Source organism: Chryseobacterium sp. A301, assembly GCF_054489425.1.
The window spans coordinates 631540-646559 of sequence record NZ_JBTMWY010000001.1 but is presented as its reverse complement, the minus strand read 5'-3'; the positions used below and the strand labels follow the sequence as shown (position 1 = coordinate 646559).

Here is a 15020-nt window from a genome sequence, read left to right as displayed (position 1 = left end):
CTAAAGCAACCTATAAGCCAACACACAACCTTTGAGGGTTGTGTGTTTTGGCTTTAATCTTGCACTTGCCTTTAAAATCCTACACTTATGAAATCAAATATATTTATTCTTTCTTTAGTTACCCTTTTTCTTGTATTCGGTTGCACGAGCCAATCCAAGGTAACAAATCCCACGGATATCAATAAAGAAGTGGATGCGAAAGCTTTATGGACTGACATCAATCGAGCGCCCGAGTTTGAAACCCTTAAAATCTCAAGTAAAATCAATGCACAGACCGGAAAATTTTTGCCTACGATTGACGCCACGATTTACCTAGAGAAGGATGAGAAAGTCTGGATGAATTTCTCCGCTCTGTTTTTAAGTGTGGCTCGTGGTGTAGCCACACCAGAGGGCTTTAAAGGATATGAAAAATGGAACAAAACCTATATAGACTCTTCTTACGACTATTTAAATTCCCTTTTGGGTGTGGATTTCATAGATTTACAATCCCTTCAAAAATTACTTGTGGGAAAAACCTTCCTTCCTATCGATTCGAAGGACTTTAAATTAACCAAAGGGACCTCGTCTTACACCCTCGTTTCCAAAGAAAACCAGCGCTTTGGCTCAAGTGAGAGCAGTGAAGAGTATCAAATAAGTTTGGAATATGCTTCCAATTTTGATTTAAAAAAAGTATTATTGCAACAAATAAACTCGCCGAATCAGCTCGAGGTGTATTATTCTAACTTTGAGGCGGTGGGTAAAGAACGTTTTGCGAAAAATGTTAAACTAATAATAAAAGGCAAAAAGGAAAGTCAAGTGGAGATAGAAAACACGAAATTTGAACTTACAAAAATGTCTACGCCCTATAGCGTGCCTTCAGGTTACAAAAAAGTGACAATTAAATGACAGCAAAGAAACTTTTTTTAGGGGCTTCCCTACTGTGCTTCGTGCTTGGTTTTTCCCAGAGCAAAACTCAGCTTCAAGCGCAAAACAACGAATTAAAAAAACAGATCGCAAAGATCAATAGCAATTTAGCCAAAGCCAAAAGCGAGGCGAAATTGTCCGTGGCCTACTTAGAGGAAGTGAACAAGAAAATCAAACTTCGAGAAAAGGTCTACCAAAACACCCAAAAGGAAAAACGCCTCATTGAGGACGATATCTATCTAAAGCAACTTGAAATCAATCGCCAACGTCGAGAGCTCGCCACTCTTCGTAAAAATTATGCGGAAGTTCTTGTAAAAGCCTACAAAAACAAAGGGGTCCAAAACAAAGTCACTTTTATTCTATCCTCTAGAAACCTAGGAGAGGCCATTCGACGCGCTCAATATTTAAAAACCTATAGCAATTTTCAAGACCAAAAAGCCGCTGAAATTATGGGCGTCGCTCAGAAAATTGAAATGAACATTGAATCTCGTCAGAGATCTGTACAAGACAAGGAAACTCTACTTCGCTCTCAACAAACGGAGCTTTCTACCATTGAAGTAGAAAGAAAGCAAAAAGAGGGACTCTTAGCTCAATTCAAAATAAATGAAGTAGAGCTATCCAAAGAACTAAAACAAAAGCAGGCAGAATCCAGAGCTCTTGAAGGAAAATTAAGAAGCATTATCCAAGAAGAAATTCGTCTGGCTAAAGTAAAAGAAGAAGCGGAAAAAGCAGCAAGAGCAGAAGCTGCCCGTCAAGCGAAAATCATTGCCGATCGCGAAAAGGCAAGAATTGAAGCGGCGAACCGCGCAAAAATTGCGCAGGCAGAAGCCGCTAAGAAAAAAGCAGAAGAAGAGGCGAAACGACTTCAAGACATCGCCGACAAAAAAGCGAAAGAAGAAGCTGAGAAAACCCGTCTTGCAGAAGCGGCGGATGCGAAGAAAGCGCAAGATGCCCGAAAAGCAGACGAAGCGGACAAAGCGGAAGAAAGAAGAATTGCGGCTGCAAAAGATGCAGCAGAAGCGGCTGCGAAAGCAAAAGCGGCTGCAGACAAACTCTCTGCAGCAAAAGCGAACGAGGCTAAACTCTCCAAAGCAAATGAAGATGCGAAAGAGGCTGTCGAAGCCAAAACGATGACTGCGTACGGAGTTGGGAAAACTTCCGCAGGAAACTTTGCCGCCAACCGAGGATCACTCGCCATGCCGGTTTCTGGAACCATCACCCATAGATTCGGACGCCAACCTCATCCTGTTTTCAAAAACATTGTGGAGGAAAATTCTGGAATTAAAATTGCGGTCCCTAGAGGAACTGTAGCCCAAAGTGTGTATCCTGGTATTGTTTCCAGAGTCTTTGTAGACGGAGGAACAAAAACAGTGGTTGTACGCCATGGAACCTACTTTACCATTTACTCCAATTTAGAATCGGTTTCCGTTTCCGCAAATCAAAAGGTTGTGGCAGGAACATCCATTGGAGTGGTAGGAGCCGATTTCGACGGATCTTACACGCTAGACTTCCAAATCTGGAACGGAACCACGCCAGTGGATCCCATGGGATGGTTAAGATAATTAAAAAAAAGTTTACATTTGCACTGTAATAATCTTAATAAATAATACTCATGATAGGTTTTAAAGAAATACTAATCATTGCCCTTATTATCGTAGTTTTATTTGGTGCAAAAAAAATCCCAGAACTTATGAAAGGAGTGGGATCCGGCATCAAAGAATTTAAAGATGCGGTGAAAGACGAAGATAAAAAAGGCCAGGATCCAAAATCCGAAGAGTCTACTAACCCCTAAGAAAACACTTGTGCCCCATGGCCTTTTCCGAATTAGCATGGGAGGTTTTTAACCTTTCCATCATCCATTATCATATCACAGATCAAGTAGATGCGCCCGACTGCAACCCATACGAGGAGGGCAGTTTGGAACGACTTTTGTATGCAAAGAACTGGATTGACACCGTTCAATGGCATTTAGAAGATCTAATCCGAGACGAGCAAATTGACCCAATTGAGGCGCTGGCCCTAAAAAGGAGAATTGATAAATCGAACCAGAATCGAACTGACCTTGTTGAATACATTGACAGTTGGTTTTTGGAAAAGTACAAAAACATTGTCCCCGTCAAGGACTCGGTTTTAAACACCGAAACGCCCGCTTGGGCTGTGGATAGGCTTTCGATTTTAGCACTTAAAATCTACCATATGGACCAAGAAGCGAGCAGAGAATCTGCAAGCCAGGAACATAAGGAGAAGTGCAGGGAAAAACTGCTTGTTCTTTTGGAACAACAGATCGACCTAATGAGTGCCATCGATCAGCTCCTTACGGATATAGAGCACGGTTTCGTTAAGATGAAGGTATACAAACAAATGAAGATGTATAACGATGAGAGTCTTAACCCGATCCTATATAGAAAGGATGCGCAAAAATGAAATTTTTAACTTTAGTTATCACCTTACTTACCTTTTTAGTCTCCTGTTCTTCGGAAAAAGTGACACTTTCTCCTATTCAATCCAGCATTGACGCCGCTTCTGGAGTGGCCCCAGGGTCAAGTATAGGCGCTAAATTCAGTGAAAAATCAGGGAAAATATTTTATGCCTCGGAGCTTTCCTCTCACATGTCTACTTTTCCGAAATTCCGGAATTCAGCGTTAAATGACGAAGTGGGCGATTTAAAATTCCATGTTAAAGAATACGTTTATGCAGCGCAAGCATACAATCTGGTAGGCCAGGAACGCGCACTTGAAAAAGTCGAATCTTCTTACAAGAAAATACAAAAATTAAGACGCTATCTCTCTCCTTCTGACGATGAAGTAATCAATCGCTATCTGGTGAGAATCAAAAGTAACATTGCCCAACTAGAACTTCTAAGTAGGCCCCCAGGAGGTAAATAACCTTTAAAACTAACCCCATACCATGGTCAAAAAACAAGCTGAATCTAGAGTTCCTACCGAGTTTGGCTATTTTAATATTATCGCATTTTCAGAAGTTGAAACCGATTGGATGCCGCATTTGGCTCTAGTGGCCGAGGGGACTGATTTTTCAAAACCTGTAAACGTTCGATTTCATTCTGAATGCATGACAGGAGAAATCTTCCATTCCAAAAAATGCGAATGCGGGCAACAGCTTGACTACGCTATGAAATACCTACAAGAAAACGGAGGTATTCTCATCTACTTACGCCAAGAAGGTCGTAACATTGGAATTATCAACAAACTAAGAGCATACTCCTTACAAGAAGGAGGACTTGATACGGTGCAAGCGAATTTACAGTTAGGACTTCCTGCGGACGATCGTGATTTTTCGGTCGCCATTGAAATCCTAAAATACCTGGATGTAAAAGAAGTGAACCTTCTGACCAACAACCCAGACAAAATCAAATACGTCGAACAAAGCGGAATTAAACTAAACTCTCGCATCCCACTTCAGATTGAAGCTACCGATGAGAGCCGGGACTATTTACGGGTAAAACGGACGTATTTCAAACACCTATTGAAGGACGATTCAGAGTCCTAGCATTTTTCTTTTTTATTCAGCCATCGTATGGAACGACGAAAATTTCCCAATCGGGGATTTTCTGATTCAAATAATAAAACGCAACAAAAGGCCGCTTCCTAAATATATGGAAGCGGCCTTTTTATATAGAATTTGTGTTTTCTATTTCTTCTACTTCTGTGGCGCAGAAACTTTAAGCGCATTCAGTACGGAATTGTACTCTTTGCTTTCTAAAGAAGCGGCTGCAGAAGCGGGTACCAATACAATTCTAAATTGTTGGTTGTTCAGATATTGAGCTTTCTCTGTGCTCGTCATCGTCGCTTGATCAAAATTCGCTTCTGTATAAATCTCCACTAAATCTTTTGAAAAAATGAAGTTGTAATCTAATTCTCTTCCAAGAGTTAGGTATTCTGTTTTTGGAATTAGTTGCCATACCGTTCCAGTAGAAGAGATATTTCGATAGACCAAAACCACGTCCGAGGCTGGTAGTTGAATGGATTGTTGAAGCGTATATTCGTTGGAAGCGCTAAAAGTTCCACTCACATCCTTCATTACAGGATATGTATCATAGTCTTGCCCATAATCTCTATCGTCATCACTTTCGCAACTTAGTGCAAAAAGACCAACAAAGGCGAGCATCAATAAGGGTAATAACTTTTTCATAGTTTTATTTTGGTATTAAGTGATAATTATCCTTTAGTATCCAAAACAAATGCCAAAAACTTTATTCTCTGCATGGGGGGCGTAAAATTATAAAGTTGTATTTTTGTTTCTCACGAAAACCCTGCCCTATGAAGCCAGCCCGTTTGTATTCCACTCTTTTGCTAAGTATTTTTATAAGCAGCTTTCTATCAGCTCAGTACAAACCATTAGACCTTACAGAAGCGACAAAGAAAGAGGCTGAGGAGTGGGTAAACAAAACCTACGAAAGCTTATCACAAGACGAAAAAATAGGTCAATTATTTATTGTCGCACTCTACACAAACAAGGGCGAACAGGAGATTGAGCATGTAAAAGCCCTTGTGAAAACAGAAAAACTAGGAGGCCTCATTTTAATGCAAGACGATGCAAAACGAGAAATTGAGATCTTAAATGAGCTGCAATCGCAAAGCAAAGTAGCTATGCTTGTGGGAATGGACGCAGAATGGGGGATTTACCAAAGAATCGCAAAAGCCTATAAGCTGCCATGGGCCATGGCCTTAGGTGCCATTACAGACAAAACCGTCATCACCGAAATGGCTTCGCAAATTGCATCGGATGCAAAACGAATGGGCGTCAATTGGGTTTTTGCTCCCGTGGTCGATGTGAACACCAATCCTAGCAATCCCATCATTGGCAACCGAAGCTTCGGATCCGAAGTCGATAATGTAGTACTCTCTGCGAATGCATACACGAAAGGACTTCAAGACCACGGTGTTCTCGCCGCCATCAAGCATTTTCCCGGGCATGGCGATACGAGCATGGACTCGCATTTGGATCTTCCTGTCGTAGCTCACTCCAAAGAGCGATTAGAAAAGATTGAACTCGCACCCTTTAAAGCGATGATGGACTTAGGTGTAGGAGGCGTGATGGTCGCCCACTTGTATGTGCCCGCTTTAGAACCCAAAAAAGGAGTACCCGCTTCGATTTCTTCATCCGTCATCACGGGTCTATTGAAAGACACCTATGGCTATGAGGGTCTTATCATTACCGATGCCCTCAATATGGGAGCCGTCGCCAAGCGCTACAAACCTGGAGAGCTGGATTTCCTAGCCTTTCAGGCAGGAAACGACATCATGCTTTTTTCTCAAGAGGTACACGAGGGGAAAAAGCGAATAAGAGAAGGACTAGAAAACGGAACGATTCCTGAGTCTCGCTTAGAAGAAAGTGTAAAGAAAATTCTAAAGACAAAATACTATTTAGGCCTTGATTCTTTTGAGCCCATTTCTACGCAGAATCTAGATTATGACTTAAACAATCAGACGCACAAACAAATGGCGCAAAAGGTTTATTCTAAGGCCCTAACTCTTTTACGAAATGAAAATGCGATTCTTCCTCTTACTTGCAAAGAGACTTACTACTATATAGGATTAGAAGAAGCCCCTTTCCATGAGTTTGTAAAAGCGCTCCAAATAGGAACGACTGTAATAGCCGTGTCCAAATCAAAAATAAGCACAATCCCTAAGGGAGCAAAAGTAATAGTGGGACTTCACAAGGACAATTCTACGGCCTACAAACCGTATAAAATCTCAAAAGAATCCAAAGACATCCTTAAGAACTTAACGAAAGACCATGAGGTAATCCTAAGCGTGTTTGCTTCGCCTTACGCCCTATTAGACATGGATCTACAGGGTATTTCAGGGGTTGTGGTCGCCTACGAAAACAATATTGACTCGCAAATGGCGAGTGCAAAAGCATTTTTAGGACAAAGTCCTATGGAGGGAAAACTTCCCGTGAGTATAAGTGCCGACTTAAAGGCAGGCGATGGGCTTATTCTTCCCACGCAAGAGACTTCTACTAATCCAAAACCAACTTCTCAAATCCTCATTGAATAATGAAAATAGGAATCCTGTGCTACCCTACGTATGGAGGTAGCGGCATTGTAGCCACTGAACTTGGAATGGCACTCGCAGACAAAGGCTACGAAGTGCATTTCATTTCAAACAATTTACCGGCTCGACTTGACATCACCAACCCAAATATCTTCTTTCATAAGGTAAACTTGCAGACCTACCCTCTGTTTCAATACCAACCTTATGACATCGCGCTTAGCTCCATGATCTACCGCGTGGTAAACCTTTACAAATTAGATCTTCTTCATGCGCATTATGCAATTCCTTATGCGTACGCCGCGTTTACAGCCAAGCAAATGCTTAAAGAAGAAGGGAAAGACGTGCCTCTAGTCACTACGTTGCACGGCACAGACATCACCCTTGTAGGGCAGTTTCCAAGCTACAAGCATGCAGTGGAATTCTCTATCAACCAAAGCAATGCGGTCACGTCCGTTTCTGAGAGTTTAAAGAAAGATACGTTGAAATTCTTCAACATTACAAGACCTATTGAGGTCATCACGAATTTCATTGACAACAAAGTATTCACACCTGAGATTCCTTGCCAAAGAGATCAATTTGCAAAAAAGGATGAAAAAATATTGATTCACGTCTCGAATTTGCGTCCCGTAAAAAGGATACAAGACGTTCTTCAAATCTTCAAAAACGTACAGGCCAAAATAAAATCTAAACTCGTCATTATTGGGGAGGGGCCCGATATGGAACTTGTCAATCAATTTCTAGAACAAAATCCGGAGCTAATTGATAAGATTCGGATTCTAGGAAAAGTAAACGACCTCTACCGAATTTTAGAGCTATCCGATGTTTTCCTTCTTCCTTCCGAACAGGAAAGCTTTGGACTGGCCGCCCTTGAGGCAATGGCAGCCGCCACCCCTGTCATCAGTTCGAATGCCGGAGGAATTCCCGAGGTGAACATTCAAGGGGTTACCGGGTATCTAGCCGAAATCGGCAATGTAGAAGCAATGAGCAACTATACCATTAAACTTCTGAGCGATCCAGAATTACTTTGCCAAATGAAGGTAAATGCCAAGACACAAGCGGAGAGTTTTGATTTGCATAAGATCGTTCCCCTTTATGAGGAGATGTACAGAAGAACCACAGAGGAATTTTTGAATTCAAAAAAACCTTAAATTTACACGTAGAGAAGCAAGCATTGTATGAGCGAACCGAGATTCATATCCAATCTACGACACAAACTTGAGCGAGAATGGTTTGGTGTGCTTACGCGCCTAGGTGCAAAACTGGGAATCCCAGTTTCAAAACTTCGTGTGTTCTTCATCTATTCCACTTTTGCGACGGTTGGCTTTGTTTTTCTGCTCTATCTTGTCCTTGCATTCTTCCTTTGGGTAAAGGATATCTTTGTCACTCGTCGCCCGAGCGTCTTCGATCTCTAACCTTCCTGGTTCGGAATCCTTTTCGTTCTTCGTTTTTAAAGAACCCTGATTTTACATTTTGTAATAAGCCGCGTTTTAAGTGTAAGAACTCACTTGGCAAAAGACCGTACTTTTACTTAAATTCAATTTAGATTCATGAAAATAGATTACTTGCATGTGGATTCGGCCGACCACTACCGGGCTAGGCCCATTTACGACTCTTATAAATCTTACTTTCCACGGGACGAAAGACGGAGCAAAGAGCAGTTCTTTACGCTTTTCAAAAATCCAAATGTACAAGTTCGCTCCCTTTTGGTAGATTCGAAAGACTTAGGGTATCTTATTCTTTGGCCCTTGTCAAGTTCCGTATTCGTGGAACACTTTGAAATCTTTGATGAGTTCCGAAATCAAAGTTATGGATCAAAAGTTCTTGCGGATCTATTTAAAGACTATTCAAGAATTGTGCTCGAATGCGAGCCTGAAAATTTAGGTCTGGATGCAAAACGTCGACTTTCCTTCTATCAAAAACTAGGATTGGAGGTTCTGGACAAAAACTATCAGCAACCGGCCTACGGACTGGACAAAAACCCACTCGATTTATGGCTACTTAGCAATTATCTACACCATGACATCAAGGCCTTGAAAGAGGAAATTTACGATGTGGTTTATCATTAATCCAACTCAACTGAAATAGACAAAAGCGGCACTTTAGGCCGCTTTTGTAATTTATGCTTGTTCTGTGTTTAGTTGACAGACCAAATGGTATAGGATCCCGGTGGGCATTTAATTTTCACCCAACGGTCACTACGTGTCGTGGTCTTATAAGCGGTCTCGTTTCTGGTTAAATCGGAGATCTCTTTGGATACCCAGTTGCTTTCCACCCACTTCTCTTGGTACGTGGAAGAGGTATTAAGATACACAATAAGACCTGGATTTCCATTGTAACCATTTCGTCTTGCAATGTATTCATCCTTGTCCGCGTACAAAATAGAGGTAGTCCCTGTTGCTTTCTCGTTATGGATTTTGATAAGGGTGTTTAATGAAGCTTTGTCAAGCCACTCTTCATAATCCCGATAGAAAATCGTAGGATATCCCTCATGCGTAAGAATGTAGGCATAGGCATATTTTTTATTCCAAATTTCGTCGGTGTCGTGGTTGGTGACAAAGGTTACGGATTTGTATGGGTTTTGTTTCCAGTACATCGCATCCGTAAGCTTCATTAAATTGTCCTCATCAAACGCCTCATCCATTTTGTAATAGGTAGAGAAATCGAAGACATTACTTCCTGAAGATTTCACCCAATCGTCGATTAGCTGTAAGTTGGTATCCCAAAGTTCCCCCACGGAGAACCCTCCTACCGCAGCATTCCAATCTTTGACTACCCAAGAACCAAATCCTTTTACGTAATCAAAACGCCATCCGTCAAACTTAAGCGTATTCTTGTAGTACTTCCCTACGGATTCTGGTTTATTCCAGAACCAATCTTGCACATACGGATTTGCATGACTTAAATCCGGCATGTCGCCAAAACTTCCTTCATCTTTCGTTCCCGTGCTGTTGGGATAAAAAGATTCATAATCTCTTTTAAAAAGTCCAGAGGCTACGGTAGTGAAATCGGTCCACGTATTGGTTTTCGTATAAGGATTGTACTGCGAACCCCCACCGCTGTTGTGGTTTAGAACAATGTCCGCATACACCATCACATTGTTTTGATGGGCTGTGGTAATTAGATTCACTAGCTCATCTTTGGACCCGAAACGAGTCTCAGTCGTGCCGTGCTGATGGTACTGTCCAAAGTCAAAATAATCGTAAGGATCGTATCCCATAGAATACCCTCCACTTTGACCTTTGGTTACAGGAGGAAGCCAAATGGCTCCAATTCCTGCACTAGACCATGCACTTACTTTTTCACTCATTTTATCCCACCAGGTTCCGCCCATCGGAACATCCCAGTAAAATGCTTGCATCATTACCGATCCACCTTCTCCGCCTACCGCTTGGCCGCTTGGAGGGAGGGCACCCACCGCAAAGGGCTTTCCATCGTGCGTGGTGACGTTAATGACTTTAAAGTCAGGTTTCACCACAACTTCCCCTGGAGGAGGGTTGGGAATGGGGTCTGGGTTCGGCGTTGGATCGGGATCGCGTCCGCCATCAGAGCCGCAGCTAAGCAGCACACTTAGGGTCATCCCAAGTATTAGTAGTGGTCTAAATTTCATTGTAATCAAATAATGTAGTAGGTAAATTTAGTGAATTAATTAAAACATTCCACTTTTGATTGCAAATTTAGCCAACCGACTAACGAACTTCGTATTCTAATTTCACCGTGATGCTAGATTCCTTCTCTTTTGAGGAAGTATTGTAGGTTCCACCCCAGGAATATTCTTCGGTAGAGTTGGGTGCCGTAATTTGAATGACCCCCGTGGAGCCTTTTTTAAGCTTCCCTAATTTTGCTCCCGCATTGTCCGCAATTTTCTCGGCTCTTTCTTTCGCATCCTTCGTTGCATCTGCAATCATCTGCTGCTTGACCTCGGAGAGTTTGGTGTAAAAATAATTGGGTGTTGTGGATGTAAATTCAATGCCTCGATTAATAATCTCGGTGATATTTCTAGAAAGATCCTCTATCTTCCCTACTTCCTTACTCTCTATAGATACTTTTTGCATTAATTGGTACCCACCGAAATTTCGGGAACTATTTCCATTGGCGTCGTTTGAATAGTTATAGAGTTTTTGGATGTCCACCGCCGAAAACACCATTTCTTGTGGTTTAATTCCTTTGGATTTCAAATATTCTGATATGACACTTCGATCCGCAGCAAGTTCGGCGTAGGCACTTTGCAGCTCAAAACTAGTTCGGGAAAAACTTCCATCCCAAGTAATTAAATCCGAGGTAAATGTTTTAGTTCCAAGGCCTGTCACCGAGATGGTATTATCGGCTTTGTTACGGTTTTTAATGGCGGAGCCAAAAAGGGCTACGCCAATAATAAAGCCTAAGGCTGCAATGGTAACCGCAAGTATAGATTTATTCATTGTGAAAATTGGATTTGGTTTTTTGTATTCGTACAAAAGAACAAACAAATCCTGTTCCGCTTTTTCAAGGAACGAATTCCTTAAATTATCAGAGCAAGAAGAATTAGCGGGACCGTGGGTATTTAGACCCGTCCCTATTTAGACAAGATGAGATTTGGTTCTGCGAGAAAGATTTTGACGGATCTACAGATCAGTTAAATATTACAAAGGAAGCTCCTTGTCTTTTTGAACCAGTACGTGGGTGTCCAGATACTCAGCAAGAAGACCTTTTAATTCTAGCTCAATGGCCTTTATATCAAATCGAAGCCTGAATTTCTTAGCTAGATCCAGACTTTCATCTACATAGGCTAAATAGATATCAAAATCATATTCGTCAAGTCCACGGGATTTGTAATACTCTAAATCGGTCGCTTCTTTCACGCGCTTATAGAAAGCTTCTCTTTGTGCATAGTTTGCTGGAGGAGTTGGATTTGTAGCCTTATTAAATAATTCTCCTAACCCGGATGCTAATTTCAATAGATCCATTTGACCTTGGGAAAAGTCGGGGCCCATTGCCATCGAAGATGGCATTTTATTGCTTGGATAGGCTCCGTTTGCAGGTGGTTTCATCATGTAAGAAGCCATCTCATCGTTCAATTTTCGTTCTCGCAGCGGTCGATCCAAGGCTCTAGAGTCTTTGCTTAGGATTCCAGAAGGACGAAACCCAATCACTACTTCTTCAATTTCATGTTCTAAGAGAATTAAATCAATTGAAATGGAGGAAGTTAAACTTTCTGCTTTCACATAGTAACTAACCCTTTGAAAACCAGGTTTAATAAAACGGATTTCATCTCCAACACTTCCGTAGATAAGAAAATGGCCATCGTTGTCCGATTGTGTTAAACTCTCTGTCGCGGCATTGTATACACTTACGCCGGATACACTTCGATCTCCTTCTACACTCACGCGGCCAATTAAAACCTGTTGCGCGCTCACAGAGGCGGTCAGAAAAAGCAAAAGGAAAAGAAAAGGGGTTCTCATAGGAAATTGTTTTTTTATCGTGGAATCTATCTAAGGCTAATTCGAATCTTTAAGTCTACTCAAGTAGATCTGGATCGGTGTTTCTAACTCGGCTGTCACACCCGAGAGGTTTCTAGCTCGTGCATAGGTTCTAACCTTTGGATTGGAAGAAAAGGCAAAGCCTAAAAATTCTCCAATCCGATTGGAAGGAATGCCTTGTTCTATAAAATAGGACTCCGGCAAGCGCTGCCTTACCCAATTGATCTCCCCTTGCCTGTCTTCGAATTCATAAAGACTTTTCTTTCTACGTCCATCCCCACTTATTATTTCATACAGCGCATGCACATTTAAACTTCCCACAAGCATGGGTAAAAGCGTTTCTGCTGCAGAGGTGTAGGCTTTCTCACGCGGCTTTTCTGGAGCCTGCGGAAGGCCAACAGCCGCTTGCACTTGATCTGCTGCACTTCTTTTTGCAAGAAGCTTGGAATCCTTTGCAAGGTCTCCACTTAAACGCACACTCGGTACTTGCACCTCCTCAATTAAGGTGGCTACCTTACGAAGGAAGGTAAAGTAAGGAGTATCCTGACCTGTTACCACGAGAGCACTTCGTTCGTACCCACGCTTAACAAATCTTAGCTCCTCTCCCACACTTGCAGGAATTTCATAAGCTCCTTCTGAATCCGTAAGGACTTTCGCTTGGGTTTTCATATTCATTACGAGAACTCCTGCAAGCTTCACACCTTCCGTGCTAACAAAGCCTTTTGCGCTTTGAGCGTAGAGCATGCTCAAAGTACCCAAAGTAAACAGTATGACAAAATGACGCGTTAGTGAGTTCATATTAAGTCCGTAAAAATACCTCCTATTCCCCTATATGGAAGTAAATAATCTTTGCCTCATGCCCAAGTTTAACCGTAGTTAACGCGATTTAAGACAACTTAACACTTTGACTTTCTTCTTTTCGTTAAAATTCTTACAAAAAACGATTAGAAATGGCATTGAACTTCCAATATATCTTCCTTAAATCGCATAAACACTCCGAGATAAATCAAATATTGGAACGAAATTTTCATTACCTTTGCAGACTTACTACAAATAAGGGGCTGACCGGTATCGACAGCAAGCCTAGTGGGTAAGTAAGCATGCAGAGAACCTCAGCGCGATCTCTTTAATCCCTTGCTGAAAATTTTTAACTGGCGACCAAGAGTTTGCTCTTGCTGCTTAATCCGAATCACAGTAGGATTTAGCGCTTTTCCCGAAGTATAGTAAGGAAACAAGATGTCCCACAGAAGCCTCCGTTTTGCGGCGTCTGATTCTGGGGCATAGGAAATGCAGAACTAAGTCTCGAGAATCTTCGGCTCGAGAACAAAAATTTTAGAAGATAAGTTAAGCGTTGGGTGTTTGCCCTCTGCGTTTAATCGAAAATTAATGGTAGAATAAGCATGTAGAAATCTTATGTACTACTTGTTTGGACGAGAGTTCGAATCTCTCCAGCTCCACATTTTAGATTCTAACTGCCTGATTTTTCAGGCAGTTTTTTTTATTTAGAACCCTTGTGGAATGAATGGTCATTTTGCAAACTGCTCAATTGACAATTACCCCTTAGGGTGGACCAGGTGCAATTCAATAGAAAACAGTACATTTGTAGTTCGTGAGAACCACCCATTGAACTCAAAAATCTCCATATGGTTTTGCTTTATTGCACTTGGACTTTTCCTCGTGCCTCAGTGGGCATGGGCAAATTTGGAAATGCAGGCACCCACTGCGAACACTTGCTTGATGTCTGCCCATAGCCTTCCCATAAAGAATACAAATCCAAAGGACTCTCATGGAATGGAAAATTGTGGAGACTGCAACACGAAATCTCATGATTGCAATTCCAGTGGCTGCCAGAATCATTGCAATGCGGCAGTTTGTAGCACTCTGCTTTTACAGGGAGCTGTAATTTCAAAATCAACACTGGGTTCCAAGACTGCTCTTGTCGATTCCTCTTCTAAAAAATCTCAATTTTATTATCTAAATCCTACGTATTTAGAAGGACTTAAGTCCATTTGGCAGCCGCCTAAACTTTTTCTCTAAGAATTTCACGCGCAATTTACCTCTACCTTATCCTTGATAAATAGGGTTTGCAATTCTTATTTTCCAAATAAGGAATGCTTGCGGCACTTGTGAAACTTGGTCTATGTCTATCTATAGGCTTACCTAGAACTCAAAACTTTTTAACTATAAACACTTGGCTCCTAAACAAATGAGCCATCCCTTAATTTATTTACCAAAATGAAAACAATTCTATATTCTTTTATCGCCTTAGTATCCCTTACCCTTTATTCTTGCAACGAATCCAAAACTGCAGAAGTGGGAACTACTTTCACGGCCGCGGCCACTCCAACGACAGGTGAAATTGTACCCAACGATTATGTCTGCATGGTAAACAATGCCTACATGGGTAAAAAACAACTTGAAGTGGATTTTGAAGGGAAAACCTATTACGGATGCTGCGAAGATTGCAAAACAAAAATCCCACAGCAAGAAAATGCAAGAGTAGCGATTGATCCTGTCTCTGGGAATGAGGTAGACAAATCAGTAGCTGTGATTGCAATTGCAGACTCTTATGACAATGTACTTTATTTTGAAAACGAAGAAAACTACAAGAGTTACTTCCAAAATCTAAATTAAGGATAGACTC

Annotated in this window: 17 protein-coding genes and 1 other RNA gene; 13 read left to right on the top strand and 5 right to left on the bottom strand. The window is 41.6% G+C overall.

The window, feature by feature from the left end:
* Positions 1-87 precede the first annotated feature (87 nt).
* The 6 genes from ACX3PU_RS03090 to ribA are packed head-to-tail and all read left to right on the top strand — an operon-like array spanning position 88 to position 4410.
* Complete coding sequence (locus tag ACX3PU_RS03090) at positions 88-885, top strand: DUF4292 domain-containing protein (protein WP_459083436.1); 798 nt, start codon at positions 88-90, stop codon at positions 883-885.
* Positions 882-2465 (top strand): murein hydrolase activator EnvC family protein, encoded by a 1584-nt coding sequence (locus tag ACX3PU_RS03085; RefSeq protein ID WP_459083435.1) that lies wholly within the window; start codon positions 882-884, stop codon positions 2463-2465. The genes ACX3PU_RS03090 and ACX3PU_RS03085 overlap by 4 nt, the downstream gene beginning before the upstream one ends.
* Before the next feature lie 50 nt (positions 2466-2515).
* Complete coding sequence (locus ACX3PU_RS03080; RefSeq protein WP_459083434.1) at positions 2516-2695, top strand: twin-arginine translocase TatA/TatE family subunit; 180 nt, start codon at positions 2516-2518, stop codon at positions 2693-2695.
* Between the two features lie 17 nt (positions 2696-2712).
* Positions 2713-3327: a DUF4254 domain-containing protein gene (locus tag ACX3PU_RS03075; protein ID WP_459083433.1), complete on the top strand. Its 615-nt coding sequence runs from the start codon at positions 2713-2715 to the stop codon at positions 3325-3327.
* On the top strand, positions 3324-3788 hold the full coding sequence (locus ACX3PU_RS03070; protein ID WP_459083432.1) for a hypothetical protein: 465 nt from the start codon (positions 3324-3326) through the stop codon (positions 3786-3788). Before ACX3PU_RS03075 ends, ACX3PU_RS03070 begins: the two co-directional genes overlap by 4 nt.
* Positions 3789-3810: 22 nt before the next feature.
* Entirely contained in the window at positions 3811-4410 is a 600-nt protein-coding gene (gene ribA / locus ACX3PU_RS03065) for a GTP cyclohydrolase II (RefSeq protein ID WP_459083431.1), read from the top strand.
* Between the two features lie 150 nt (positions 4411-4560).
* On the opposite strand, the gene ACX3PU_RS03060 is transcribed toward ribA, so the two are convergent.
* Complete coding sequence (locus ACX3PU_RS03060) at positions 4561-5052, bottom strand: hypothetical protein (RefSeq protein WP_459083430.1); 492 nt, start codon at positions 5050-5052, stop codon at positions 4561-4563.
* Positions 5053-5180: 128 nt separating this feature from the next.
* Between ACX3PU_RS03060 and ACX3PU_RS03055 the strand changes: the two genes are divergently transcribed.
* The 4 genes from ACX3PU_RS03055 to ACX3PU_RS03040 all read left to right on the top strand — a co-directional run bounded on the left by ACX3PU_RS03055 (position 5181) and on the right by ACX3PU_RS03040 (position 8986).
* Complete coding sequence (locus tag ACX3PU_RS03055) at positions 5181-6923, top strand: glycoside hydrolase family 3 protein (protein WP_459083429.1); 1743 nt, start codon at positions 5181-5183, stop codon at positions 6921-6923.
* On the top strand, positions 6923-8068 hold the full coding sequence (gene bshA, locus ACX3PU_RS03050; protein WP_459083428.1) for an N-acetyl-alpha-D-glucosaminyl L-malate synthase BshA: 1146 nt from the start codon (positions 6923-6925) through the stop codon (positions 8066-8068). The genes ACX3PU_RS03055 and bshA overlap by 1 nt, the downstream gene beginning before the upstream one ends.
* Before the next feature lie 27 nt (positions 8069-8095).
* The gene (locus tag ACX3PU_RS03045; protein WP_459083427.1) at positions 8096-8332 is read left to right on the top strand and encodes a PspC domain-containing protein; all 237 of its coding nucleotides are present in this window, start codon (positions 8096-8098) and stop codon (positions 8330-8332) included.
* A gap of 135 nt (positions 8333-8467) precedes the next feature.
* Positions 8468-8986 (top strand): GNAT family protein, encoded by a 519-nt coding sequence (locus tag ACX3PU_RS03040; RefSeq protein ID WP_459083426.1) that lies wholly within the window; start codon positions 8468-8470, stop codon positions 8984-8986.
* 68 nt (positions 8987-9054) lie between these two features.
* On the opposite strand, the gene ACX3PU_RS03035 is transcribed toward ACX3PU_RS03040, so the two are convergent.
* From ACX3PU_RS03035 to ACX3PU_RS03020, 4 genes are all read right to left on the bottom strand, one after another.
* Positions 9055-10527: an alpha-amylase gene (locus tag ACX3PU_RS03035; protein WP_459083425.1), complete on the bottom strand. Its 1473-nt coding sequence runs from the start codon at positions 10525-10527 to the stop codon at positions 9055-9057.
* A gap of 79 nt (positions 10528-10606) precedes the next feature.
* On the bottom strand, positions 10607-11338 hold the full coding sequence (locus ACX3PU_RS03030; protein ID WP_459083424.1) for an SIMPL domain-containing protein: 732 nt from the start codon (positions 11336-11338) through the stop codon (positions 10607-10609).
* Between the two features lie 201 nt (positions 11339-11539).
* A complete protein-coding gene (locus ACX3PU_RS03025; RefSeq protein ID WP_459083423.1) occupies positions 11540-12358 on the bottom strand; it encodes a hypothetical protein in 819 nt (272 codons plus the stop codon).
* 36 nt (positions 12359-12394) lie between these two features.
* Entirely contained in the window at positions 12395-13174 is a 780-nt protein-coding gene (locus ACX3PU_RS03020; protein WP_459083422.1) for a carboxypeptidase regulatory-like domain-containing protein, read from the bottom strand.
* 259 nt (positions 13175-13433) lie between these two features.
* Between ACX3PU_RS03020 and ssrA the strand changes: the two genes are divergently transcribed.
* The 3 genes from ssrA (at position 13434) to ACX3PU_RS03005 (ending at position 15010) form a co-directional block, all read left to right on the top strand.
* Positions 13434-13836, top strand: a transfer-messenger RNA (tmRNA) gene (gene ssrA / locus ACX3PU_RS03015).
* 163 nt (positions 13837-13999) lie between these two features.
* Positions 14000-14413 carry a hypothetical protein gene (locus tag ACX3PU_RS03010; protein WP_459083421.1) on the top strand — a complete coding sequence of 138 codons (414 nt, stop codon included), beginning with the start codon at positions 14000-14002 and terminating at the stop codon, positions 14411-14413.
* 198 nt (positions 14414-14611) lie between these two features.
* Complete coding sequence (locus tag ACX3PU_RS03005; RefSeq protein WP_459083420.1) at positions 14612-15010, top strand: hypothetical protein; 399 nt, start codon at positions 14612-14614, stop codon at positions 15008-15010.
* The last annotated feature ends 10 nt before the right edge of the window (positions 15011-15020 follow it).

What these genes read in the sequence shown, in the direction of transcription:
- ACX3PU_RS03070 (WP_459083432.1), top strand. Translation starts at nt 3,324, where the DNA reads ATGAAATTTTTAACTTTAGTTATCACCTTACTTACCTTTTTAGTCTCC.
- ribA (WP_459083431.1), top strand. Translation starts at nt 3,811, where the DNA reads ATGGTCAAAAAACAAGCTGAATCTAGAGTTCCTACCGAGTTTGGCTAT.
- ACX3PU_RS03045 (WP_459083427.1), top strand. Translation starts at nt 8,096, where the DNA reads ATGAGCGAACCGAGATTCATATCCAATCTACGACACAAACTTGAGCGA.
- ACX3PU_RS03085 (WP_459083435.1), top strand. Translation starts at nt 882, where the DNA reads ATGACAGCAAAGAAACTTTTTTTAGGGGCTTCCCTACTGTGCTTCGTG.
- bshA (WP_459083428.1), top strand. Translation starts at nt 6,923, where the DNA reads ATGAAAATAGGAATCCTGTGCTACCCTACGTATGGAGGTAGCGGCATT.
- ACX3PU_RS03025 (WP_459083423.1), bottom strand. Translation starts at nt 12,358, where the DNA reads ATGAGAACCCCTTTTCTTTTCCTTTTGCTTTTTCTGACCGCCTCTGTG.
- ACX3PU_RS03055 (WP_459083429.1), top strand. Translation starts at nt 5,181, where the DNA reads ATGAAGCCAGCCCGTTTGTATTCCACTCTTTTGCTAAGTATTTTTATA.
- ACX3PU_RS03060 (WP_459083430.1), bottom strand. Translation starts at nt 5,052, where the DNA reads ATGAAAAAGTTATTACCCTTATTGATGCTCGCCTTTGTTGGTCTTTTT.
- ACX3PU_RS03040 (WP_459083426.1), top strand. Translation starts at nt 8,468, where the DNA reads ATGAAAATAGATTACTTGCATGTGGATTCGGCCGACCACTACCGGGCT.
- ACX3PU_RS03080 (WP_459083434.1), top strand. Translation starts at nt 2,516, where the DNA reads ATGATAGGTTTTAAAGAAATACTAATCATTGCCCTTATTATCGTAGTT.
- ACX3PU_RS03005 (WP_459083420.1), top strand. Translation starts at nt 14,612, where the DNA reads ATGAAAACAATTCTATATTCTTTTATCGCCTTAGTATCCCTTACCCTT.
- ACX3PU_RS03090 (WP_459083436.1), top strand. Translation starts at nt 88, where the DNA reads ATGAAATCAAATATATTTATTCTTTCTTTAGTTACCCTTTTTCTTGTA.
- ACX3PU_RS03035 (WP_459083425.1), bottom strand. Translation starts at nt 10,527, where the DNA reads ATGAAATTTAGACCACTACTAATACTTGGGATGACCCTAAGTGTGCTG.
- ACX3PU_RS03030 (WP_459083424.1), bottom strand. Translation starts at nt 11,338, where the DNA reads ATGAATAAATCTATACTTGCGGTTACCATTGCAGCCTTAGGCTTTATT.
- ACX3PU_RS03020 (WP_459083422.1), bottom strand. Translation starts at nt 13,174, where the DNA reads ATGAACTCACTAACGCGTCATTTTGTCATACTGTTTACTTTGGGTACT.
- ACX3PU_RS03075 (WP_459083433.1), top strand. Translation starts at nt 2,713, where the DNA reads ATGGCCTTTTCCGAATTAGCATGGGAGGTTTTTAACCTTTCCATCATC.